Source organism: Kribbella capetownensis, from assembly GCF_004331485.1.
Classification (GTDB): domain Bacteria; phylum Actinomycetota; class Actinomycetes; order Propionibacteriales; family Kribbellaceae; genus Kribbella; species Kribbella capetownensis.
In genome coordinates, this window is the sequence record NZ_SJKD01000001.1 from 1042722 (window position 1) to 1063124 (window position 20403).

At 69.0% G+C, this 20403-nt stretch carries 23 protein-coding genes; 16 read left to right on the forward strand and 7 right to left on the reverse strand.

Annotation, left to right across the window (positions count from 1 at the left end):
• Positions 1 to 13: 13 nt before the first annotated feature.
• From E0H75_RS05130 to E0H75_RS05145, 4 genes are all read left to right on the forward strand, one after another.
• A complete protein-coding gene (locus tag E0H75_RS05130; RefSeq protein ID WP_131511834.1) occupies positions 14 to 970 on the forward strand; it encodes a GNAT family N-acetyltransferase in 957 nt (318 codons plus the stop codon).
• 35 nt (positions 971 to 1005) lie between these two features.
• Positions 1006 to 2136: a sensor histidine kinase gene (locus E0H75_RS05135; RefSeq protein WP_202872824.1), complete on the forward strand. Its 1131-nt coding sequence runs from the start codon at positions 1006 to 1008 to the stop codon at positions 2134 to 2136.
• Positions 2133 to 2786 (forward strand): response regulator, encoded by a 654-nt coding sequence (locus tag E0H75_RS05140; RefSeq protein ID WP_131511835.1) that lies wholly within the window; start codon positions 2133 to 2135, stop codon positions 2784 to 2786. The genes E0H75_RS05135 and E0H75_RS05140 overlap by 4 nt, the downstream gene beginning before the upstream one ends.
• Before the next feature lie 61 nt (positions 2787 to 2847).
• Complete coding sequence (locus E0H75_RS05145) at positions 2848 to 3456, forward strand: hypothetical protein (protein WP_131511836.1); 609 nt, start codon at positions 2848 to 2850, stop codon at positions 3454 to 3456.
• On the opposite strand, the gene E0H75_RS44910 is transcribed toward E0H75_RS05145, so the two are convergent.
• Positions 3385 to 4074: a M23 family metallopeptidase gene (locus tag E0H75_RS44910; RefSeq protein WP_420323277.1), complete on the reverse strand. Its 690-nt coding sequence runs from the start codon at positions 4072 to 4074 to the stop codon at positions 3385 to 3387. The two genes, E0H75_RS05145 and E0H75_RS44910, sit on opposite strands and share 72 nt — an antisense overlap.
• Before the next feature lie 157 nt (positions 4075 to 4231).
• Between E0H75_RS44910 and E0H75_RS05155 the strand changes: the two genes are divergently transcribed.
• Positions 4232 to 4414: a DUF5808 domain-containing protein gene (locus E0H75_RS05155; protein ID WP_131511837.1), complete on the forward strand. Its 183-nt coding sequence runs from the start codon at positions 4232 to 4234 to the stop codon at positions 4412 to 4414.
• A gap of 6 nt (positions 4415 to 4420) precedes the next feature.
• Here E0H75_RS05155 and E0H75_RS05160 read toward each other — a convergent pair whose 3' ends face one another.
• Positions 4421 to 6670 carry a HelD family protein gene (locus E0H75_RS05160; RefSeq protein WP_131511838.1) on the reverse strand — a complete coding sequence of 750 codons (2250 nt, stop codon included), beginning with the start codon at positions 6668 to 6670 and terminating at the stop codon, positions 4421 to 4423.
• A gap of 172 nt (positions 6671 to 6842) precedes the next feature.
• Between E0H75_RS05160 and E0H75_RS05165 the strand changes: the two genes are divergently transcribed.
• The 3 genes from E0H75_RS05165 to E0H75_RS05175 are packed head-to-tail and all read left to right on the forward strand — an operon-like array spanning position 6843 to position 9707.
• Positions 6843 to 8084, forward strand: a complete 1242-nt coding sequence (locus E0H75_RS05165) for a M4 family metallopeptidase (RefSeq protein ID WP_131511839.1) — start codon at positions 6843 to 6845, stop codon at positions 8082 to 8084.
• A 46-nt stretch (positions 8085 to 8130) separates the two neighbouring features.
• Entirely contained in the window at positions 8131 to 8658 is a 528-nt protein-coding gene (locus E0H75_RS05170) for an NADPH-dependent FMN reductase (RefSeq protein WP_131511840.1), read from the forward strand.
• Positions 8659 to 8702: 44 nt separating this feature from the next.
• Positions 8703 to 9707 carry an LLM class flavin-dependent oxidoreductase gene (locus E0H75_RS05175; RefSeq protein ID WP_131511841.1) on the forward strand — a complete coding sequence of 335 codons (1005 nt, stop codon included), beginning with the start codon at positions 8703 to 8705 and terminating at the stop codon, positions 9705 to 9707.
• Positions 9708 to 9738: 31 nt separating this feature from the next.
• Here the strand turns inward: E0H75_RS05175 and E0H75_RS05180 are convergent, their stop codons facing one another.
• Positions 9739 to 10314, reverse strand: coding sequence for an Lrp/AsnC family transcriptional regulator (locus tag E0H75_RS05180; protein WP_131511842.1), 576 nt, complete (start codon positions 10312 to 10314; stop codon positions 9739 to 9741).
• Between the two features lie 132 nt (positions 10315 to 10446).
• Here E0H75_RS05180 and E0H75_RS05185 point away from each other — a divergent pair, with 132 nt between their 5' ends.
• On the forward strand, positions 10447 to 11616 hold the full coding sequence (locus E0H75_RS05185) for a trans-sulfuration enzyme family protein (RefSeq protein WP_131511843.1): 1170 nt from the start codon (positions 10447 to 10449) through the stop codon (positions 11614 to 11616).
• Here E0H75_RS05185 and E0H75_RS05190 read toward each other — a convergent pair.
• Positions 11588 to 12166 (reverse strand): ClpP family protease, encoded by a 579-nt coding sequence (locus E0H75_RS05190; protein WP_131511845.1) that lies wholly within the window; start codon positions 12164 to 12166, stop codon positions 11588 to 11590. The genes E0H75_RS05185 and E0H75_RS05190 overlap by 29 nt on opposite strands.
• 126 nt (positions 12167 to 12292) lie before the next feature.
• Between E0H75_RS05190 and E0H75_RS05195 the strand changes: the two genes are divergently transcribed.
• From E0H75_RS05195 to E0H75_RS05210, 4 genes are read left to right on the forward strand one after another with little or no spacing between them, the layout of a single operon-like run.
• On the forward strand, positions 12293 to 12649 hold the full coding sequence (locus E0H75_RS05195; protein ID WP_131511847.1) for a helix-turn-helix domain-containing protein: 357 nt from the start codon (positions 12293 to 12295) through the stop codon (positions 12647 to 12649).
• Positions 12650 to 12652: 3 nt separating this feature from the next.
• Positions 12653 to 13636, forward strand: coding sequence for a pyridoxal-phosphate dependent enzyme (locus E0H75_RS05200; RefSeq protein WP_238162928.1), 984 nt, complete (start codon positions 12653 to 12655; stop codon positions 13634 to 13636).
• 40 nt (positions 13637 to 13676) lie between these two features.
• Complete coding sequence (locus tag E0H75_RS05205) at positions 13677 to 14450, forward strand: phosphotransferase family protein (RefSeq protein ID WP_165553457.1); 774 nt, start codon at positions 13677 to 13679, stop codon at positions 14448 to 14450.
• Positions 14447 to 14851, forward strand: a complete 405-nt coding sequence (locus tag E0H75_RS05210) for a GNAT family N-acetyltransferase (RefSeq protein WP_202872826.1) — start codon at positions 14447 to 14449, stop codon at positions 14849 to 14851. Before E0H75_RS05205 ends, E0H75_RS05210 begins: the two co-directional genes overlap by 4 nt.
• Here the strand turns inward: E0H75_RS05210 and E0H75_RS05215 are convergent.
• On the reverse strand, positions 14835 to 15716 hold the full coding sequence (locus E0H75_RS05215; protein ID WP_238162838.1) for a hypothetical protein: 882 nt from the start codon (positions 15714 to 15716) through the stop codon (positions 14835 to 14837). The two genes, E0H75_RS05210 and E0H75_RS05215, sit on opposite strands and share 17 nt — an antisense overlap.
• A 222-nt stretch (positions 15717 to 15938) precedes the next feature.
• Here E0H75_RS05215 and E0H75_RS05220 point away from each other — a divergent pair, with 222 nt between their 5' ends.
• A complete protein-coding gene (locus E0H75_RS05220; protein WP_272948896.1) occupies positions 15939 to 17093 on the forward strand; it encodes an MFS transporter in 1155 nt (384 codons plus the stop codon).
• 10 nt (positions 17094 to 17103) lie between these two features.
• Positions 17104 to 18030, forward strand: a complete 927-nt coding sequence (locus tag E0H75_RS05225; RefSeq protein WP_131511853.1) for a DMT family transporter — start codon at positions 17104 to 17106, stop codon at positions 18028 to 18030.
• Here the strand turns inward: E0H75_RS05225 and E0H75_RS05230 are convergent.
• Positions 17955 to 18644, reverse strand: coding sequence for a TetR/AcrR family transcriptional regulator C-terminal domain-containing protein (locus E0H75_RS05230; protein ID WP_131511855.1), 690 nt, complete (start codon positions 18642 to 18644; stop codon positions 17955 to 17957). The genes E0H75_RS05225 and E0H75_RS05230 overlap by 76 nt on opposite strands.
• Positions 18645 to 18694: 50 nt before the next feature.
• On the opposite strand from E0H75_RS05230, the gene E0H75_RS05235 reads away from it, so the two are divergent.
• On the forward strand, positions 18695 to 19606 hold the full coding sequence (locus E0H75_RS05235; protein WP_131511857.1) for an SDR family oxidoreductase: 912 nt from the start codon (positions 18695 to 18697) through the stop codon (positions 19604 to 19606).
• Here the strand turns inward: E0H75_RS05235 and E0H75_RS05240 are convergent.
• A complete protein-coding gene (locus E0H75_RS05240) occupies positions 19603 to 20403 on the reverse strand; it encodes an MBL fold metallo-hydrolase (RefSeq protein ID WP_131511858.1) in 801 nt (266 codons plus the stop codon). The genes E0H75_RS05235 and E0H75_RS05240 overlap by 4 nt on opposite strands.

The window sequence follows — 20403 nt, forward strand, 5'->3', positions numbered from 1 at the left end:
CTACTGTTGCGGCGTGGACTGGCCGGCTGGGGTGACGACGGGACCGATCCAGCCTGCGGATGTGCCGGCCGTGGTCGAGGTGGCGAACGCGATCGCCGCAGCCGACGAGACCGGTGAATACGTGACTGTCGAAGGAATCACCGAGGCCCTCGACGATGCCACCGACTCGCTCGCCGTGTGGCTGGACGGACGGCTGGCCGGTTACGGCCTCGTGCCAGAGTCGTCAGTGCGCGACGGGCAGGCCATCGTGAAGGTGAGGGGCGGCGTTGATCCCGGAGCGCGGCGGAGAGGTCTCGGTGGTCCGCTGCTCGATTGGCAGGTCGGGCGTGCTCGCGAGCGCGGCGCTGACCTGGTCGACGTCGAGGTCCAGGCCGCCAACTCCGGCGCTCTCGCCCTGATGGCGAGCCGCGGCCTCGAACCGGTCCGCTACTTCCGCCTGATGCAGCGCTGGTACGACGACCAACCGGTGCCGCTGACGCCCGTGCCCGACGGTTGTGCGGTGATCGGGTTCGATCCGCGCGACGACGAGAAACTCCGGATTGCGCACAACGAGATCTTCGTGGACCACTGGGGATTCGCACCGAAGAGCGAGGACGACTGGAAGAAGTGGTTCACCGGTAACCGTCACTTCCGGTCGGCGCTGTCGCGGATCGTCGTCGACGGGGATCGGATCGCGGCGTACGCGCTGGGCTACGAGTTCCCAGTCGACACCGAGAAGACCGGCGTACGCGAGGTGTGGATCGGGCAGGTCGGGACGCGGCGGGAGTATCGCGGTCGCGGGCTCGCCCGGGCGGCGGTGAGCGCCGTACTGCGGGTTGGCCAGGAGTCCGGCTTCGAACGGTCCTCGCTCGGCGTGGATGCCGACAGCCCGACCGGCGCCGGCCGGCTGTACGAGTCCCTCGGCTACACCGCCATCTCGACCGAGATCCTGCACCGGCTCTCACTCGTAGGACGGAGTCCGCCGGACTGATCTCCGTCGTGGGAGCCAGGTCCGCGGGACCCCGAGTGAGTCAGACTGAGGCGATGGGCGGACTCGAGCGGCTGGGTATCCCCGGTCCACGGACACGGGATCGGGTGATCGACGTCGCCGTCGTGCTCGCGGTCGGCGTCGCGTCCTCGGTGCCGTTCATCGACCGCGAACCCGGATTCGTCACCACGCTCGGCGTCGTCGCCAACCTGGCCACCGTGATCCCGCTGCTCTGGCGCCGCCGCTGGCCGTTCGGGGTGATGGTCGTGGTCGGCGCGGCCGCGGTGCTGGTCTCGCTCCACCATCGACCGGGGCAGAACCTGCAGTACGGCGGCCTGGTCGCGATCTACACGCTCGCCAGCCTCGGCCACAAGCGGTGGCAGCGGATCGGGCTGCTCGTCGTCATCCTGGTCACGTTCCCGCCGGCGTCGCTGCTGCTGAAGCACAACGACCTGGACGAGTTCATGTTCACCTTCCTGCTCCCGGTCGCCGCGTTCCTGGCCGGATCGCTCGAGCGCAGTCACCGCGAACGCGTCGCCCAACTCGAGCGGGAACGCCTGTCGGAGGCCGCCCGGGCCGCCGCCGAGGAGAGGGCTCGGGTCGCGCGCGACATGCACGACATCCTGGCTCACGCGGTCACGCTGATGGTCGTCCAGGCCGAGGCGGGGCCGGTCGTCGTACGCACCGATCCGGACCGCGCCGAACGGGCCTTCGACGCGATCGCCGACGCGGGCCGGGACGCGATGGTGCAGCTCCGGCGGCTGCTCGGCGTACTCAAGGCCGGCGAGGACCGGGCACCGCAGCCGACGCTGGCCTCGCTGCCGGAGCTGGTGACGGGTACGGCGTCGTTGGAGGAGGCCGGCGTACGACGTCCGATGGCGCCGGACACCGAGGTCGCGGTGTATCGGATCGTCCAGGAGGCGTTGACGAACACGGTGAAGCACGCGCGCGCCACGCGGGTCGCCGTACTGCTGGACTGGTCGGACTCGGCATTGGAGTTGTCGATCACCGACGACGGCGTCGGCGGCGAGGTGTCGGCGGGCGGGCACGGACTGGTCGGGATTCGCGAACGGGCCACTGCCTGTGGTGGGATCGCGGAGGCCGGGCCGCTGGACGGTGGTGGGTTCGAGGTGCGGGCCAGATTGCCTTATCTGGAAGGGGTTTCATGATCCGGGTGGTGCTGGCCGACGATCAGGAACTGGTCCGCAGCGGCTTCGCGATGATCCTGGACGCGCAACCCGATATCGAAGTCGTCGGCGAGGCGGCCGATGGCGCCGAGGCGATCGAGCTTGTCCGAGCTTTGACGCCGGACGTGGCTCTGCTCGACGTACGAATGCCGCGCGTCGACGGGCTCGCCGCGGCCCGCACGATCTGCTCGAGTACTCCGTCGAAGGTGGTCATGCTCACCACCTTCGACTCCGACGACTACGTGTACGACGCGTTGTATGCCGGGGCGAGTGGGTTCCTGCTGAAGGACGTACGGCGCGACGATCTCGTGCACGCCGTTCGCGTCGTCGTGGCCGGCGAGTCTTTGCTCGCCCCGAGTGTCACCCGTCGTCTGATTGCCGATCTGACCCGGAGCCGTCCCCGCAGTACGCCGGCCGCCGCGCTCGACGTACTCACCAGCCGCGAGCGCGAGACGCTCGTGCTGCTCGGCCGCGGTCTGTCCAACGCCGAGATCGCCACTGCTCTGACCGTCAGTGAACACACCGTCAAGACCCACGTCAGCAACACCCTCGCGAAGCTCAACCTTCGCGACCGGGTGCAGGCCGTCATCGCGGCGTACGAGACGGGCCTGATCACTCCCACGAACCAGTAGTTGCCGGAAGCTCCCTCTCGTCGGCGATGTGGTGGCCCGTCACGGTGACGACGCTGGAGATATGACGAGACCAGGGATGGTGGCGGCCGGACTGCTGGTTGCCTACGGCATCGTTCGGTTGATCGACGGGGTGGACGGCTCGCACGGGCCTGGGCTGGCGTGGACGGTTGGGCATCTGCTGTTCCTGGCCGGCATGCTGCTGTTCGCCGTGGTGCTTGTCCTCGCTCGCGGTGAGCTGATCCGGCGACGGGGAGTTGGCGCCGTGGCTGTGGTGGTCGGGTTGCTGGGCGTAGCGGCGTTCGTCCGGGTGATCCTGGTCGACCTCATGGTCGGCTTCCGCGCCGAGGACCGGGCCGGGATGTCGCGGATCAGCGACGAGTACGACCGCTGGCCGGGCAACCTCGGCATCTACGAACCGCTGTCCACCATCGGACCCGCGTTGTTCCTTGTCGGATTGCTCGCGTTGGCGGTTCTCCTCGTCCTCGACCGCCGCCTGCCGATCTGGTCCCCGATCCTGCTCGCCGCCGGCTTCGCCGTCATCACCGTCAACCTGGATCTGATGCCGCTCGGCGGCCTCCTCCTGGCCGCCGCCTTCGCGTTAGCAGTACGACCGACACCCACGATCGACGCCGTACCCACGCCGGACCTTGGCAACCGACGCGACAGGTGACAACTGCCCACCGCCGTGCCAACTGGCCAGGAACGCCTGTGGCGGCACGGCTCCACGCCGGATCCACCACTTGCCCGGAGCCGTCGGCCAACTGATCCCGAAATGCAGATGCGGCGGCGTCCCACGAGCACTCCCGGTCTTCCCAGTCAGCCCCAACGTCTGCCCGACCCGCACCATCAACCCCGGCCGGATCCCACCCGCGATCGCCGACAAATGCGATCCGTAGTACCGAACCCCGTCAACCCCGACCACGGAAACCGACAACCCACCCCGATCCCGCCCCACATTCGTCTTCCCATCCCACCCATCCACCCGCGTCACCTCGTCCACCCACCCATCGACAGGCGACACAAACCTGCACCCGACCTTCGCAAAGATGTCCGACGCCGGATAGTCATGATGACTCTGCGAAGCATCCCCCCGACACCCCCCAACCGGAAACACATACCGAAGGTGTGCAGTCGTCGGCGCTGTCGGTGGCGGTTCCGTGCGTGTCGGGGTGCTACTGGCCTGTGCGGACGGAGAACGATCGGGTTGGCCGGTCGACAGCCAGAAGACTCCTGCGGCGGCGACGGTCACCACCGCCGCCACGATGCAGACCCACACGGTCCGAGTCACAGGACTCCGTTGCGGTCGGCATCAATACGGTGCGTGTGGATTCGGTTCTCCGTTCGTGGATCGCCCCATTGAAGCCTTGTCCCTGTGCGCTGTCCATGGGTCGGGTTCACCGGGAGAACATCCGGTGCAACACTGAACGGCGAGCTACCGTCGGGGTGTGGGCGATAGGACAGGCAAGTTCCTGGGCATCCCGTACGACTGGCGACGCCCGACGCTGGACCGGACCAGGTCACGCTGGTGGAACCCCGCCGAGCCTCGGCTGTTCACGCCGAAGGTGCTCGGCTGGGGCTACGACGTCAACTTCGCGCGGCTGTTCGGCCGCCACCCCAAGAAGGACTGACCTGGCTCAGCGCCGTACGTCCCACGCGTCGGAATCCCGCAGTACGTCGGGAAGCTCGCCGATGACCCCGAGTCGTTGGGTGCACCGGGTCAGAGCGACGTACAGGTCACGCAGACCCCGCGGCGACTCGATCACGATGCCGTCGGGGTCGACGACCAGGACCGAGTCGAACTCGAGGCCCTTGGCTTCGCGGGCGCTCAGGACGGTGACGTCGAGGTCGGCGACCGCTTCGTGGACGAGCTCGAGCCGGCTGCGCGACGTGATGATCCCGACCTGCCCGTACGCCGACTCCTCGGCGGCGACCTTGTGGACGTACAAGGCCTGGTCGGACGCTGAGATGTCGGCGTGCCACGGTTTCACGTCGGTCGAGCGCACCGACTGCGGCGCCTTCGCCGACGGGTCGACCTCGTGCAGGACGTCACTGGCCAGGTCCATGACCTCGGCCGGTGTGCGGTAGTTGAGCGTCAGCTCGGCCAGCCGCCAGCGATCGCCGAACGTTTCGCCGAGCGCGGCCGACCAACTCGTCCCGCCACCGATCGATCCGGTCTGCGCGACGTCGCCGACCACAGTCATCGAACGCAGCGGGCAGCGACGCGCGATCGCCCGCCACGCCATCGGTGAGAGCTCCTGCGCCTCGTCCACGATCACGTGCCCGTACGTCCAGCGCCGGTCCGCCGCGGCCCGGTCCGCGAGCGTGCGATCGTCGTCCGCCTCGTAGCGTTCGGCCAGCGCCTCGGCGTCGAGGATGTCCTTCGCGGTCAGGATCTCCGCGTCATCGTCGTCGTCGAAGTCGGTCGACCCCGAGCCGCTCAGGACGTCCAGTGCCCCTTGCGCATAAGCGATCGCGCGCGCCCGGGCCGCCCGTTCGCGAGCCGCCTCGCTCCCGTCATCGCCGAGCAACTCGGCGGCCTCGTCGAGCAGGGGTACGTCGGACGGACTCCAGTCGGCGCCGTACCGCAGCAAATGTTCGCGGTCGAGCTCGCTCAGTTGCGGCGCGGCCAGCGCCAGCCGGTCCTCGTCGCCGTACAGGTTCTCGAGCAGCTTCTGTGGGCTGAGCAGCGGCCAGAGTTGGTCGAGGAGCGCCTGCACGGCCGGCTCGGCCAGGACCTCCTTGCGCAGCTCCGAGAGCTCGTACTCGTCGAGCAGGTTCTCTCCGTCGTACGGGTCGGTGGCGACCAGGTCGGCGTACTGATTGGTCAGGTGGTCGACCATCTCGGTCCGGAAGAACGGACGAGCCTGGTTGTGGGTGAGATTCCGCGCCCGAGCCCGCTCGCGGATCTCCAGGCACACCTGCGGATCGAGACGCAGCACGGTCCGGTCGACGGTGACGTGGACGGGGCGCTCCGGGATCCACTCGCGGTCGTCGACGGCCTTCGCGATCACGTCGGCCATCACCAGCCGGCCCTTCACCTCGGCGCTCTCGGCCGTCTCCGGGCGGGTCGCGGTCAGGCTCGGGTACAGCTCGGCGACGGTGACCAGACGTACGCCGTCCTCGCCGAGCGACGGCAGCACCTGGCCGATGAACCGCAGGAACGCCGCATTCGGCCCGACCACCAGAATTCCGCGCTTTTCCAGTTGTTCCCGGTGGGTGTAAAGGAGAAATGCCGCCCGGTGCAGCGCGATCGCGGTCTTGCCGGTGCCGGGACCGCCCTGGACGACCAGGATTCCGGGCAGCTCGGAGCGGATGATCCGGTCCTGGTCGGCCTGGATCGTCTGCACGATCGACTCCATCTGGCCGGTCCGCCGCGCGTCCAGCGCCTTCAGCAGGACAGCCTCGCCGATCACGCCGGTGCCGGGCTTGGACGGGTCGGCCGCGGTCCGGCCCAGGTCGAGTTGCTCGTCCTGGACGTCGATCACCTTGCGCAGCCGGGTCTGGATGTGCCGGCGCCGGACGACGCCCTCGTTCGCCACCGCGGTCGCGATGTAGAACGGGCGGGCGGCGGGCGCGCGCCAGTCCACCAGCAGGGATTCGTAGTCGTCGTCGTGCAACCCGATCCGGCCGAGGTGCAGGATCTCACCGTCGGCCGCGTCCAGCCGGCCGAAGTACAGTCCCTCCTCGGCCGCGTTCAGCCGGGCCAGCCGCGCGTTCAGGTCGCGGATCCGGCCGTCGCGCTGGTGGAGTGCCTGCGCGTTGCGGGTCTGGACCAGTTGCTCGTCCTGCTTGCGCTGCTCGGCCCGCTCGCGCTCGGTGTCGAGCGCGGCGTAGAACGTCGTCAGGTGACCCTGTTCGGCCTGCACCGGATTCGGCAATTCCATCCCCTTGTGATAAACTACGCGCGTTGGTTCCCAGAGATCATTTCTGACGCATTTTCTGGTAGCAGCCATACAAATCCTTGAGTTTATCCTCCTTCCCGGAGTTTTTGTACTGCCGCAGTTTTTCCGGCTCGTCCCCTGTCCCCGGATCGGCCGGGTGGGGCACGATCGGAGGATGGTGTTCCACTACATCGTCCCGCCGTACCTGCTCGAGCAGCTCGAGCAAGCCGTGGACGACCCCAGCCTCCGCGCCCGCTTTCGCCAGTCGCTGCAGCACGACGCCGTACTGCGAACACGCCCGGCGGCCGGAGCCGCTGCCGCCGAGCCCGCGGCCGAAGCCGGTGGACTGCAACGCGCCGTGTACGACGCGGAGAACCAGACGGACCTCCCGGGTACGCCGGTGCGCGCCGAAGGCGAGGATCCGGTCCAGGACGAGGCCGTGAACCAGGCGTACGACGGGACCGGCGCGACCTGGACGATGTACAGCGAGTGCTTCGGCCGTGACTCGATCGACGGCAGCGGGCTGCCGCTGACGTCGACGGTGCACTACGACCGCGGTTACGCGAACGCGTTCTGGGACGGCGCCCAGATGGTCTTCGGCGACGGTGACGGCGAGATCTTCGGCGGGTTCACCGAGTCGGTCGACGTCACCGGACACGAGCTGACTCACGGCGTCACGCAGTACACCGCGAACCTCGCCTACGAAGGGCAGTCGGGCGCGCTGAACGAGAGCATCTCCGACGTGTTCGGTTCGCTCGCCAAGCAGCACAACCTCGGCCAGAGCACCGAGGAGGCCGACTGGCTGATCGGTGCGGGACTGTTCCGGCCGGGCGTGCAGGGTGTGGCGCTGCGCTCGATGAAGGAGCCCGGTACGGCGTACGACGACCCGCGGCTCGGCCGCGATCCGCAGCCGGCGCACATGTCGGACTACATCGAGACCGAGGACGACAACGGCGGCGTACACCTCAACTCGGGCATCCCGAACCGGGCGTTCTACCTGACCGCGGCGGGGATCGGCGGCAACGCGTACGACGACGCCGGGAAGATCTGGTACACCACACTCACGTCGGGCACGCTCTCCGAGACTGCGACGTTCGCCGAGTTCGCCGAGGCCACCCAGGCGGCCGCGACCGAGCTCTTCGGTGACGACTCCAGCCAGCTCGCCGCCGTCACGGAGGCCTGGCAGACCGTCGGCGTCCTCACCGCGGACTCCTCGACGCCCACCGAGCCGTCCGAGCCATCGACCACCACCGAGCCGTCGACCACCACCGAGCCATCGACCACGACCGAGCCGGAGGCCGCCGAGCAGTCGCGATCCGAAGCGCGCACCGAGTCCGAGTCGGAGGAGCTCATGCGTGCGGCCAAGTCGGACCTGCCCGCCAGCAGCCCGCCCGCGCCACCTCCTTCCAAGGACTGAACGCGAGTTTGACCTCAAGCAAAGTTGAGGTATTAGCGTCCTCAGCGTGACTGTTCATCCCTTGCGGCTCGCGCTGCTCACGCGCAATGTGGACGCCGCGCGGTTCGGGACACTGGTCACGCACTGGTTCGCGCGCGAGGTCGAACGCAGCGACGAGTTCAAGCTCGACCTGATCGACCTCAGCGCCGTACCGCTCACCGAACTGCCGCGGCGGATCGAGGACGCGGACGCTGTGGTGATCGTCACGGCCGAGTACAACCACGCCTACCCAGGCGATCTGAAGGTCGCGATCGACGCGGTCCGCCGACCCTGGTATGCCAAGCCGATCGCCTTCGTCGTGTACGGCGGCCGGTCGGGCGGACTGCGCGCCGCCGAGCAGCTGCGACTGGTCTTCGCCGAACTTCATGCGGCGACGATCCGCGACTCGCTCGGTTTCCACGAGGACGACTTCACCCTGGCCGGCGAACCCACCGACTCGACCACCCCGGCCGCAGCGTCTGCGCTGCTCCGGCAGTTGGCCTGGTGGTCCCGTTGTCTGCGTGACGCCCGCGCAGACACGCCGTACCCGGAATAGGTCGCGACGGACGGCGGTTGCGACCTGAGGTGAGCTCCGAACCGATGCCCCTGTCCGTGCTCGACCTTTCGCCGGTACCGACGGGATCGCGACCGTCGCAGGCGCTGCACGAGACGCTCGAACTCGCCCGGACCGCTGAGGCCGCCGGGTACCACCGCTTCTGGCTGGCGGAGCACCACAACATCCCGAGCGTGGTCAGCACGAGCCCGGAGGTGATGATCGCGGCCGTCGCCGCGGCTACCTCCACCATCCGCGTCGGCTCCGGCGGCATCATGCTACCGAACCACTCACCGCTGAAGGTCGCTGAGACCTTCCGTGTCCTGGCCGGTCTGCACCCCGACCGCATCGACCTCGGCATCGGTCGCGCACCCGGCACCGACCAGCGCACCGCGCTCGCACTCCGCCGTAGCCGCGAGGCGCTCGGCGCGGACGACTTCCCCGAGCAGTACGCCGAACTGCGCGCGTACGCCGAGGGCTTCCCGGCCGGCCATCCGTTCGCGCCGATCTCCGCGCAACCGAGCGACGTACCGCTGCCGCCGGTGTGGATCCTCGGCTCGAGCACGTACGGCGGTCAGGCCGCGGCGGCGCTGGGGACCGGGTTCGCGTACGCCGGTCACTTCGGGACTCTGGATCCGGCCGGCGTGATCGCGTCGTACCGGGAGATGTTCCAGCCGTCGGACCAGCAGACCGAACCGCACGCGATCCTCGCGCTGGCCGCGATCGTGGCCGACACCGAGGAGCGCGCACAGCAGTTGGCCCGGGCCAACGCGCTCTCCATGCTCCGGCTCCGATCCGGGCGACCGGGCCCGCTGCCGTCGCCGGAAGAGGCTGAGGCCTACCCGTGGTCGGACGCCGAACTCGCCGCGGTCGAGGAGTGGGCCGGCCTCGTCTCGGTCGGCACCCCCGACCAGGTCGCCGCCGACCTGTTCCGCCGAGCCACGTCCGCCGGCGCCGACGAACTCATCATCACGACGAACATCCACAACCCCGCCGAACGCCGCCACTCCTTCGACCTACTCGCAACCGCCTGGGGGCTGAAGCCCCGCTGATTGCGGACTGCCAGCACTCAACAACGCGTGCCTAGTGGCGTCGCGCACTGCTGTCTGAGCGTGAGCCGGCCAGTTCGGGCGCACTTGATGAGTGCTGCGGGTCCGGCTCGCCGCGGACGTGTTCGAAGATCAGGCTGGTTTCGGCGTGGACGACTGCCGGGTCGGCGGTCAGGTGGTCGAGCACGAACTCGCGGAGGGCGTCCGGTGAGGGCGCGGACACGTGCAGCAGGTAGTCGTTCGCGCCGCTGACGTGGAAGAGCGACAGGACGCCCGGTAGCGCCGGGACCTTGCTGCGGAAGCGGTTGATCTCGTCCCGGGAGTGGGCGCCGATCCGGATCGCGATCAGCGCCTGCAGTGGCTGACCGAGCGCCGCCAGGTCCACCTCGGCGTGGAAGCCGCGGATCACCCCGCGCTCGCGCAGCGACCGTACGCGCGTCAGGCACGTCGACGGCGCGATCCCGGTCGCCTCCGCCAGCGCGTTGTTCGGCATCCGGCCGTCGGCGGTGAGCAGCCGGACCAGCTCTCGATCCACCTCGTCCAGCCCGCCGGGCCCGGACCCGGGCGCGGCCCGCGGCGCCGGTCCGGGGCTCCGACGATCCTTCGGCATGGCACCACTGTAGGGCTCCTCCACAGAATCCACAGCGTGTGGATGAGCCTGTGGATGAATTTTCTTCGGAACTCTTGCGGTAGATCTGCAGAAGATTCCATTCTCGGTCACCCCAGCGTCCGAGGAGGCTCGATGACCCAGCTCGACACCCGGTCGGTCCACGCCGGCCGTGACGACCTCACCGCCCTCGGCGTCCACGTGCCGCCGATCGACCTGTCCACGACTTATCCACTGCCCGATGTGGACAGCGGCGGGACGTCGTACGACGCGCTGGCGCAGGGCAACGGCCCGGACGGCGGCAGCCTCGTCTACCAGCGGCTGTGGAACCCGACCGTCGCGCGCTTCGAGAGCGCCTTGGCGGAGCTCGAGCAGACCGACGGTGCGGTCGCCTTCGGCAGCGGTATGGCGGCGCTCACCGCCTGTCTCCTCGCTACGGTCGCGGCCGGTAAGCCGCACGTGGTCGCCGTACGCCCGCTGTACGGTGGCTCTGACCACCTGTTATCCACAGGCCTCCTGGGGACAACGGTGAGCTGGGCCGGCGTCACCGAGATCGGTACGGCGATCCGGCCGGACACCGGGCTGGTGATCGTGGAGACGCCGGCGAACCCGACTGTGGAGCTGGTGGACATCGCCGCGGTGGTCCGGCAGGCGGGCGACGTACCGGTGCTGGTGGACAGCACCTTCGCGACCCCGGTGCTGCAGCAGCCGGCTCGGCACGGGGCAAGCCTGGTGTTGCACTCGGCAACGAAGTACCTCGGAGGGCACGGCGACGTGATGGGTGGCGTCGTCGCGGCCGGCGTGGAGTGGGTCGGCCGGCTACGGCAGATCCGCGCAGTGACTGGTGGCCTGCTGCACCCGTTGGCGGCGTACGAACTGCACAGGGGACTGCAGACGTTGCCGGTGCGAGTGCGGGCGCAGCAGGCGAGCGCGGCCAAGGTGGCGGACTGGCTCACCGCCCAGCCCGCCATCGAGAAGGTCCACTACCCCGGCCTGTCCGACCCCCAAGAGCTCATCGGCCGCCAGCAATCAGGCCCCGGCGCCGTCCTGGCCTTCACCCTGACCGGCGGCTACGCAGCCGCCGCGCAGGTGGCCGCCTCGCTCCGCCTGATCACCCACGCCGTCTCGCTAGGCGGCGTAGACACCCTCATCCAGCACCCCGCCGCCCTGACCCACCGCCTCGTAACCCCCGAAGCAAAGCCAGGCGAAGGCCTCCTCCGCCTCAGCCTCGGCCTCGAGGACCTCGAGGACCTCACCGCGGACCTTCAGCAAGCACTCAACTCACTACCGCAACGGGCCGGGTGAGGACTCGGTCGATGATTCCGTAGTCGCGGGCTGCGTCCGGGGTGAACCAGCGGTCGCGGTCGAAGTCGGTTTCGATCCGGGGGAGCGGCTGGCCGGTCCGGTCGGAGATCAATCGCGCCAGGTCCTCGCGCGCCTTGATCGCCTGCTCCGCCTGGGTCTTGATGTCGCTCGCCGTACCACCCATGCCGCCGGTCGGCTGGTGCATCATGATCCGCGCGTGCGGCAGCGAGAACCGCTTCCCCGGCGTACCGCAGGTCAGCAGCACCTGACCCATCGACGCGACCATCCCCATCGCGTACGTCGCGACGTCGTTGCTGATGAAGTTCATCGTGTCCAGGATCGCCAGCCCGGCCGAGACCGAGCCGCCGGGCGAGTTGATGTAGAGCGAGATGTCAGCCTTCGGATCCTCGGCGTTCAGCAGGATCAGCTGAGCGCACAGCGCGTTGGCGTTCTCGTCCTTGATCTCGTCCCCGAGGACGAGGATGCGCTGCCACAGCAGCCGCTCGTAGATGTGGCTGTCCAGGTTGTTCGGAAGCTGAAACTGACTCATGCGTCCAGCCTGCGGCGAACCGTCCGGAACCGGGCCGGAATCTGCCCGTGGCAGATCTGCCCGCCGCAGACCTCCTCGAGATGGCACACTCGTTACAGGACTTCATGATGCGAGGAGGGCCACGACGTGTTGCTACGCCAGGTGATAGGGAACGTCTTCCGCCGGTTGCGGCGCGAGCGGGGCATCACCCTGCGTGAGCTCGCCGAGCTGGCCCAGGTGTCGGTGCCCTACCTGTCCGAGATCGAGCGCGGCCGCAAGGAGCCGTCCTCGGAGATCCTCGCCGCGATCTGCCGGGCACTTGACCTCGATCTGACCGACCTGCTCGCCGAGGTGCAGTTCGACCTGGCCACGGCGGTCCGGTCCACGCTGCCGGTCCGCCTGCAGACGGCGGCGATCCGGGTCGAGCAGTCCAGCCCGCAGCGCATCACCTCGTCCCCGCACGCCTACTCCGGCACGGCACAGGCTTTCGCACTGGTCGCCTAGTTGGTGCGCTGGTACTGCAACCCGTCCGCCACGGCCTGGCGTACGACGCCTGCACCGGCTGAGGTGCAGGCGTTCCACCAGAGTCTGCCCGGCTACCGCCCGACTCCGCTGACTCCTGTCCCCGCACTGGCGTCGGAGTTGGGAGTCGGTCAGGTTCTCGTCAAGGACGAGTCGCAACGGCTCGGTCTGCCCGCGTTCAAGGCACTCGGCGCCTGGTGGGCGATCCACCGCGCGCTGCAGGAGCGCCCTGGTCCGGTGGGGCTCGTGACCGCGACCGACGGCAACCACGGCCGTGCGGTCGCCCGGCGGGCCGCCATGCTCGGTCTCGCGTCACACGTGTTCGTGCCGGACGTCGTCGACGAGAAGGCGATCGACGCCATTCGCGCCGAGGGTGCGACCGTGACCGTCGTACCTGACTCGTACGACGCCGCGGTCGCCGAAGCGGCGGCGTATGCGGTGGACGGGCGGCTGCTGATCCAAGACTCTGCCTGGCCCGGGTACGAGGACGTGCCCCAGCACGTGGTCGACGGGTACTCGACTCTGTTCCGCGAGATCGAGGTCGAGCCGGATCTGGTCGTCGTACCGATGGGTGTCGGGTCGATCGCCCAGGCAGCGGTCACGCACTACCGCAGTGGTTCGTCCACCGCAGCAGTGCTCGGTGTGGAGCCCGCCAGTGCCTCGTGTGTCACCACCAGTCTGCTGGCCGGTGAGCTGGTGACGGTGCCGACCGGCAAGACAGTGATGGCCGGCCTGAACTGCGGTACGGCGTCAACCCTCGCCTGGCCTGTACTACGGGCCGGCCTCGACTACGCGGTGACAGTCGACGACGACGCCGCCCTGCAAGCAGCGTCTGACCTGCGCGGAGCCGGCATCTCGTCCGGTCCCAGCGGAGCCGCAACACTGGCCGGCCTCCGCGCGGCCCGAGACAATCTGGACCTCGGGCCCGACAGCACGGTCGTCCTGATCAGCACAGAGGCGGCGCACTAAATCAGGTTCGTCCGGGGACGATCCCGCCTAGCCTGACGTGGTGCCGAACCATGTGAAGCGCCGGTCACCGGCGGAACCGGGGTCGATCCCTGCAGTCCTGAACATCTTCGAGTCCGAGGTCCGGTTCTATCGGGAGATCGCGCCGGTTGTCGGTGTCCGGGTGCCTGCCTGCTACGAGTCCGAGGTCACCGCCGAGGGGACGCTGCTGGTGCTGGAGGACCTGTCCGACTGGGTGCCCGGCGCTGAGCCCGTGGCGGGTGCCAAGGCTCTGCGGGACCTGCACGATCGGTGGATCGGCCGTGCGCACCTGGAGTGGCCGTGGCTGCGGCCGCTGGAAGCCGGTGCGGACCTGGTCGCCGCCCTGTTCGATCGGACCTGGCTCCGACTGGCCGCGCGCTCCGACCTGTCCGCGCCGGTGCGTGAGGCGGGGGAGCGGCTGGTGGGTCATGTCCTGGACGCTGAGGGCCATGTCGCGCGAGCCGGCGAGCTCACGCTGGCCCACGGCGACGCCTCGGCCCAGAACCTGCGGACCGCACCGGATGGCGTGGTCGCGTTCCTGGACTGGGAGGACGTGTCAGCGGCGCCGGGCGCACTGGACCTGGCGTGGTTCCTGCTGTCGTCGGTGGAGCCTGAGCGCTGGAGTGAGGCGGTGGACGCCTACGGGACGAGCCAGGGCTTGGCAGAGGCCATGCCGTCGACGATGGTTCAGGGCTACCTCACCATGGCGGACTACCCGGAGGGCTCAGAGCCGGCCGCCGGCTGGAACGCCCGCCTGGAATCGGCCGCTGAGCTGCTCGCACGGGGTCGCGTGTGACGACTGCGCGCTACGTGGTGCGGTTTCCGGTCGACGATCAGGAGTTGTCGACGCTGCACGCCCTCGCCTTCGGGAGTGAGGTCAGCGTGCAGCCGTGGGCCGCGCGGCTGGAGCGGCACGCACTCACCTGGGTAGGGGCCTTCAGCAACGATCAGCTGATCGGGTTCGTGCAGGTGTGCTGGGACGGTGGCGCCCATGCGTTCGCGCTGGACACCGCCGTCCATCCGGAGCACGGCAGGCAAGGCATCGGCAAGCAGTTGGTGCTGACCGCTGCCGCGGAGGCGAAGGCCGCCGGGTGTGAATGGCTCCATGTCGACTTCGAGCCACACCTGACGGCCTTCTACCTGAACGCGTGCGGGTTCCGCCCGACCGACGCTGGACTGCTCAAGCTGCAGGGCTGACCGCGGTCAGGCGCTCGGTGGACACGCACGACGTCAGGCAGCGTTCCTTCTGGTCGCCGAGCAGGTCCGCGGTCCAGGTGGTGAAGCCGCCATCACCCAGGCCTTCGCCGTCGAGGCCGATGCCGAGCGCCGTACCGGAGTAGTAGTTCTCGCTCTTGGTCCGCTCGGTGTCCTCGGTGAGGCTGATCTTCAGCGCCGGCCGGACCGTGTCGTCGATCCGCTCGCGCACCGCGGACGGCTGGAACATGGTGAAGGTGAGGTCGGCCGTGTCACCCAGTACGTCGTGCCAGAACCGCAAATGGTCGATCAGCAGCTCGGCCTCAGTCCGGCCGGAGCCGGTGTCCCGCGCACTCGAGACCAGCACGAACAGCTGGAAGTGAGCGAACATGCCCGGCCCCTCGAACGGCTGCGCACGAAGCACCCGCTGGCAGGCGGCCAGGTCCACTCGCGCCTGGCCCGCGCGACGTCGTACGGCGGCCTCGATCGCCAACTCGTTCGTCGGGTCGCTGGCGACCTCGGTACCGCGGATCGTGCTGACCACCTGGTTCTGGTTGATGGTCGACATCGCGGAGCACGTGCCGAGCGGAGTGACCGGGGACAGCTCGAGGCCCTCGAATCGGTCCGGCAGCCGCTCCCACAGCCGCTGCTGGGTCTTCACCAGCTGCCGCGGGTCGGCGGGTCCCGGTCGCACGAACCGGTCCTGCTGCCACCGCTGCAGCAGGCGGGCCGGCGTCACCTTGGCGGCTCGCCGGCGGTTCACGTCCAGCAGGACCGACTGCAGTTCGGACTGGCTCAGCCCATCGACGAGGGCGTTCCGGCTGCCTTCCGGCAGCTTCGCCCAGAACCGTTCGCTGACGTCTCCCATCGCTCTACTCTGACGGACTCGTGTCCCGGACCGCTCCTCATTTTGCGCGGCGGTTATCCACAGCTGGTGGAAATCACCTGCCCGGCGCGGTGATTTCGCCGTATCTTTCAAGACATGAGATTCACGAGCCCGCACCTTTGACGTAGAGACCGCCCCGACCGCCTGCCGACCAGCCTCTCCGCGCGGATTGTCGCGTTCGAGGCGCTGCAGGACTTCATTCCGCTGTATCCGCTGTACCAGTTGCTGTTCGCCGATCACGGCCTGTCGGCTGCCCAGATCTCGACGCTGTTCGTCATCTGGTCGACGACCGGGTTCGTGCTCGAGGTGCCGTCAGGCGCCTGGGCGGACACCTACTCGCGGCGCAAGCTGCTGGTGCTCGGTGCGCTGATCAGCGGGCTCGGCTACGCCGCCTGGATCACGCTGCCGTCGTTCGCCGGCTTCGCCCTGGGATTCGTGCTCTGGGGAACCTCCTCGGCGCTGATCTCCGGCACCTTCGAAGCCTTCGTGTACGACGAACTGGTCGCCCGGGACCGCGCCGGTCGATACGCGAGTCTGCTGGGTCGGGCCAGGTCGGCGTCCTTCCTGGCGAACCTCGCGGCCACCGCCCTGGCGACACCGCTGTTCGCCCTCGGCGGCTACACCTTGGCCGGCGTCTTCAGTGTGCTCAGCTGTCTGGTTCAGGCCGTTGTCGCATTGACCCTTCCAGAGGCGCCGGCGGCCGAAGCAGCAGCCGACGATGGCTCCGAATCGACGGGCGCGGCGTTCGCGTCGTACCTGGCCATGCTGCGGTCGGGTGTGACGGAGGTGCTGACCGGCCGGACGGTGCGCCGGGCGGCAGGTCTGGTCGCCGTGTTGATGGGCTTCATGGCGTTCGACGAGTACTTCCCGTTGCTCGCTCGCGAGGCCGGTGCGGCCACTGGTGTGATCCCGCTGCTGATCGCCGGTACGGTCGCCGCCCAGGCCATCGGCGGTGCGCTGGCGGGAGCGGCGTACAAGTTGCCTCAAGCAACCTTCGCGATCGGTCTGGGGGTGACCGCGGTGCTGATCGCCTGGGGTTCGCTGAGCCGGTCGGCCTGGGGCTTCGTCCCGATCGCGATCGGGTACGGCGTCATGCAGTTGGTGATCGTGGTCTCCGAGGCACGCCTGCAGGACTCCATCACGGGTCCGGCACGCGCCACGATCACGTCGGTGTCCGGCTTCTTCTCGGAGGTGTTCGCCATCGCGGTGTTCGCTGGGTTCGCGCTGGGTTCGCTCTGGTTCAGCATGGCGATCCTGGTCGCGGCCCTCACCGTGCCGGTGCTGCTGACGGCGTTCGTCGTACCGCTGGCTCTGCCGGCGCCCGTCGATTCGGTGTCCGCCGAAGCAAGGGAGGCCTAGTGTCACAGTCATGAGGAAGCAGGGTGTGCTGGCCGCGGGTGCTGCGGCGGTGACGGTGGTGTTGTGGGCATCGGCGTTCGTCGCGATCCGCCATGTCGGGCAGGAGATCTCTGCGGGTGCCCTGTCGCTGGGCCGGTTGCTCGTCGGGAGCGTGCTGCTGGGTGCCTTCGTGCTCACCCGGCCGCGCCGCTGGCCGGCCAAGGGCGACTGGAAGCTGCTGCTGGTCTGCGGTCTGCTCTGGTTCGGCCTCTACAACCTCGCGTTGAACGAGGCCGAGCGCCGCCTCGACGCGGGCACGACCGCAATGCTGGTGAACATCGGTCCGTTGCTGATCGCACTCCTGGCTGGAGTCCTGCTACACGAAGGATTCCCACGCCAGTTGGTGATCGGCAGCGTCGCGGCGTTTGGCGGTGTGGTCCTGATCGGCCTGTCGTCGTCCAGCGGCAGCGCGGAGACGTGGGGTGTCCTGCTGTGCCTGGTGGCTGCGGCGGCGTACGCAATCGCGGTGGTCTCGCAGAAGCCACTGCTGTCTCGGCTGCCCGCGCTGGAGGTGACCTGGCTGTCGTGCGTGATCGGTGCGGTCGCCTGTCTGCCGTTCGCCCCGACACTGGTGCGGGAGACCGCCGACGCGCGGCCGTCGACCATCTGGTGGATCGTCTTCCTCGGCACGTTCCCGACGGCAATCGCCTTCACCACTTGGGCTTATGCGCTGGCCCGTACGACAGCCGGCCGGATGGGCGCCACGACGTACCTCGTCCCGCCGCTGACGATCTTCCTCGGCTGGCTCCTGCTCGACGAAAGCCCTGCGCCACTGGCCTACCTCGGCGGCGTGCTGTGTCTGATCGGCGTCGCGATCTCGCGCTACCGGCGACGGGTGGCGGCGATCCCCGAGGTCAGCGTGGCCAGTCCGGACTCGAACCCGCTGTCGAAGTCGTAGGCGAGACCCTCGCGGCCCAGCTCACCGACGACGCGCGCGAGTACGGGCGCCTTGCCGGCGGGCAACTGCTCGACCCGGGTGATCAGGTCGGGCGCGAGGTCGAAGTTCTCGGTGCGGACCGATGCCTCGCCGAGCGAGAAGCCGTGGATGAAGTCGACCAGGGTGTTCGCCGCCTCGAAGATCTGCCGCGGTGACAGCCCGGCCCGGTCGAGCGCCCGGTAGAACGGCTCGACGACCACCACCACGACCGCGGACACCGCGGACGTGTCCGACAGCACCTGGAGCGCGAGGTTCGGGTGCGCACGCAGAGCGTTGCGGTAGCGCCGGGCGGCGACCTTCAGCTGCTCGTCCCACGGCACGGAATCACCAGGATCGGGCTGCTCGAGTCCCGCGAAGACCAGCTCCGCCAGTCCGGCCAGCACAGCCGCCTTGTTCGGCAGGTGGTGGTAGAGCGACATCGGGTTGACCTCGAGGGTCGCGGCCAGCCGCCGCATGGTCAGCGCGTCGATCCCCTCGTCGTCCACGATCCGCAGGGCCGCGGTCAGGATCGCCTCGCGGCTCAGCCGTTCCTCTCCGGCGCGAGGTCGCCCGGACCGCTTGCCCGCATTAACCATACGTCGTATGGTACATAATCATACAACGTATGGAAGAGGGAGGCGGGCGGATGAAGCCGTTGGCGGGCAAGGTGGCGCTGGTGACCGGAGCGACCCGGGCGGCCGGGCGGGGCATCGCGGTCCAGCTCGGCGCGGCCGGCGCGACCGTGTACGTGACCGGCCGGACCACGCGGGCCGGGCGTTCCGAGATGAACCGGCCGGAGACGATCGAGGACACCGCGGAGCTCGTCGACCAGGCCGGCGGCCACGGCATCGCCGTACCCGTGGACCATCTCGTCCCCGATCAGGTGCGCGACCTGGTCGACCGGATCGACCGCGAGCAGGGCGCGCTGCACATCCTGGTCAACGACATCTGGGGTCAGCACGGCGAACCCGAGTGGGACAAGACGGTCTGGGAGAGCAACCTCGAGGACGGTCTCCGGCTGCTGCGGCTCGGCATCGACACGCACGTGATCACCAGCCACTACGCGCTGCCGCTCCTGATCAAGTCACCCGGTGGCCTCGTCATCGAGATGACCGACGGCACCAACGACTACAACGCTCATACGTACCGGGTGTCGTTCTTCTACGACGTCGCGAAGGGCGCGGTCGGCCGGATGGCGTTCGCGCTCGCGCACGAACTCGACAAGCACGAGGCGACCGCCGTACTGCTGTCGCCCGGGTGGCTCCGGTCCGAGGCGATGCTCGAGGGGTTCGGCGTCACCGAGGAGACCTGGCGCGACGCGACCGAGCGGATCCCGCACTTCGCGATCTCCGAGAGCCCGTCGTACGTGGGCCGCGCGGTGGCGGCGCTGGCGGCGGACCCCGACGTACGACGGTGGAACGGGAAGTCCACGTCGAGTGGCGAACTCGCGCAGCTCTACGGATTCACCGACCTCGACGGCAGTCGCCCGGACGCGTGGCGCTACATCGTCGAGGTCCAGGAACCAGGCAAGCCGGCCGACACCACCGGGTACCGCTAGAGCTTGTACGGCGGACAGACCGTGTCGCCCGCGGTCGGTGTGGGGAGCGGGCTCGCGTTGCTGTCGAGTGCCGCATGTGGATGCGCGGCCGCGATCGGGATCCCGCCCGCGGCCGCCAGCGCCAGCACCTCTCGGCGTGACGTGACCGCCTGAGCCGGATCGCGCTCGTACACATAGGTCAGACCGGGCCACCGGGCCTGCGCGGGATGCACCAGCACATCACCCCCAAGCACGGCCCGCTCGGTCACCACCGACTGATGCCCGGGCGTATGCCCTGGCGTCGGCAGCAACCGTATCCCTCGCAGCCCGACCTCCCCGTCCACCATCCGCAACTGACCCGCGTCGACCACGGGCCGGATCATCCGTTCGTACGTCGCCCCGCCGCGCACATGCTCCAGCTCATCCCGCTGTACGACGTACTCCGCCCGTGGGAACCGCGGCGCCGACCCCTCCGCACTCCACCCGACGTGATCCAGATGCACATGCGTCAGCACCATCGCGTCAACGTCATCCACACCGACCCCGGCCGACTCCAGCAGCCCCGGCAACCGTCCAGCCACTCCCAACCACTCAGCCGCCTCGCCACCAGCCGGCCCGACCCCTGCATCCACCAGTACGACCCCGGCGTCGCCAGTCACCAAGTAGCTGTGGAAGTGCAGGAGCCACCCGCTGCCCGACACGTTGCCTGGCATCACGCTCGCGGTCCACGCGGCGTGCTCCTTCCCCCAACCAGGCAACGCATCCGGCACACTCTCGGGAAACACCGCCACCGCATCGCACAAGACGGTCACGTCCAC

Bases quoted from the DNA above. Each gene is read 5' to 3' on its own strand.
- E0H75_RS05140 (WP_131511835.1), top strand. From the start codon at position 2,133: ATGATCCGGGTGGTGCTGGCCGACGATCAGGAACTGGTCCGCAGCGGC.
- E0H75_RS05145 (WP_131511836.1), top strand. From the start codon at position 2,848: ATGACGAGACCAGGGATGGTGGCGGCCGGACTGCTGGTTGCCTACGGC.
- E0H75_RS05160 (WP_131511838.1), bottom strand. From the start codon at position 6,670: ATGGAATTGCCGAATCCGGTGCAGGCCGAACAGGGTCACCTGACGACG.
- E0H75_RS05165 (WP_131511839.1), top strand. From the start codon at position 6,843: ATGGTGTTCCACTACATCGTCCCGCCGTACCTGCTCGAGCAGCTCGAG.
- E0H75_RS05175 (WP_131511841.1), top strand. From the start codon at position 8,703: ATGCCCCTGTCCGTGCTCGACCTTTCGCCGGTACCGACGGGATCGCGA.
- E0H75_RS05180 (WP_131511842.1), bottom strand. From the start codon at position 10,314: ATGCCGAAGGATCGTCGGAGCCCCGGACCGGCGCCGCGGGCCGCGCCC.
- E0H75_RS05185 (WP_131511843.1), top strand. From the start codon at position 10,447: ATGACCCAGCTCGACACCCGGTCGGTCCACGCCGGCCGTGACGACCTC.
- E0H75_RS05190 (WP_131511845.1), bottom strand. From the start codon at position 12,166: ATGAGTCAGTTTCAGCTTCCGAACAACCTGGACAGCCACATCTACGAG.
- E0H75_RS05215 (WP_238162838.1), bottom strand. From the start codon at position 15,716: ATGGGAGACGTCAGCGAACGGTTCTGGGCGAAGCTGCCGGAAGGCAGC.
- E0H75_RS05225 (WP_131511853.1), top strand. From the start codon at position 17,104: ATGAGGAAGCAGGGTGTGCTGGCCGCGGGTGCTGCGGCGGTGACGGTG.
- E0H75_RS05230 (WP_131511855.1), bottom strand. From the start codon at position 18,644: ATGGTTAATGCGGGCAAGCGGTCCGGGCGACCTCGCGCCGGAGAGGAA.
- E0H75_RS05235 (WP_131511857.1), top strand. From the start codon at position 18,695: ATGAAGCCGTTGGCGGGCAAGGTGGCGCTGGTGACCGGAGCGACCCGG.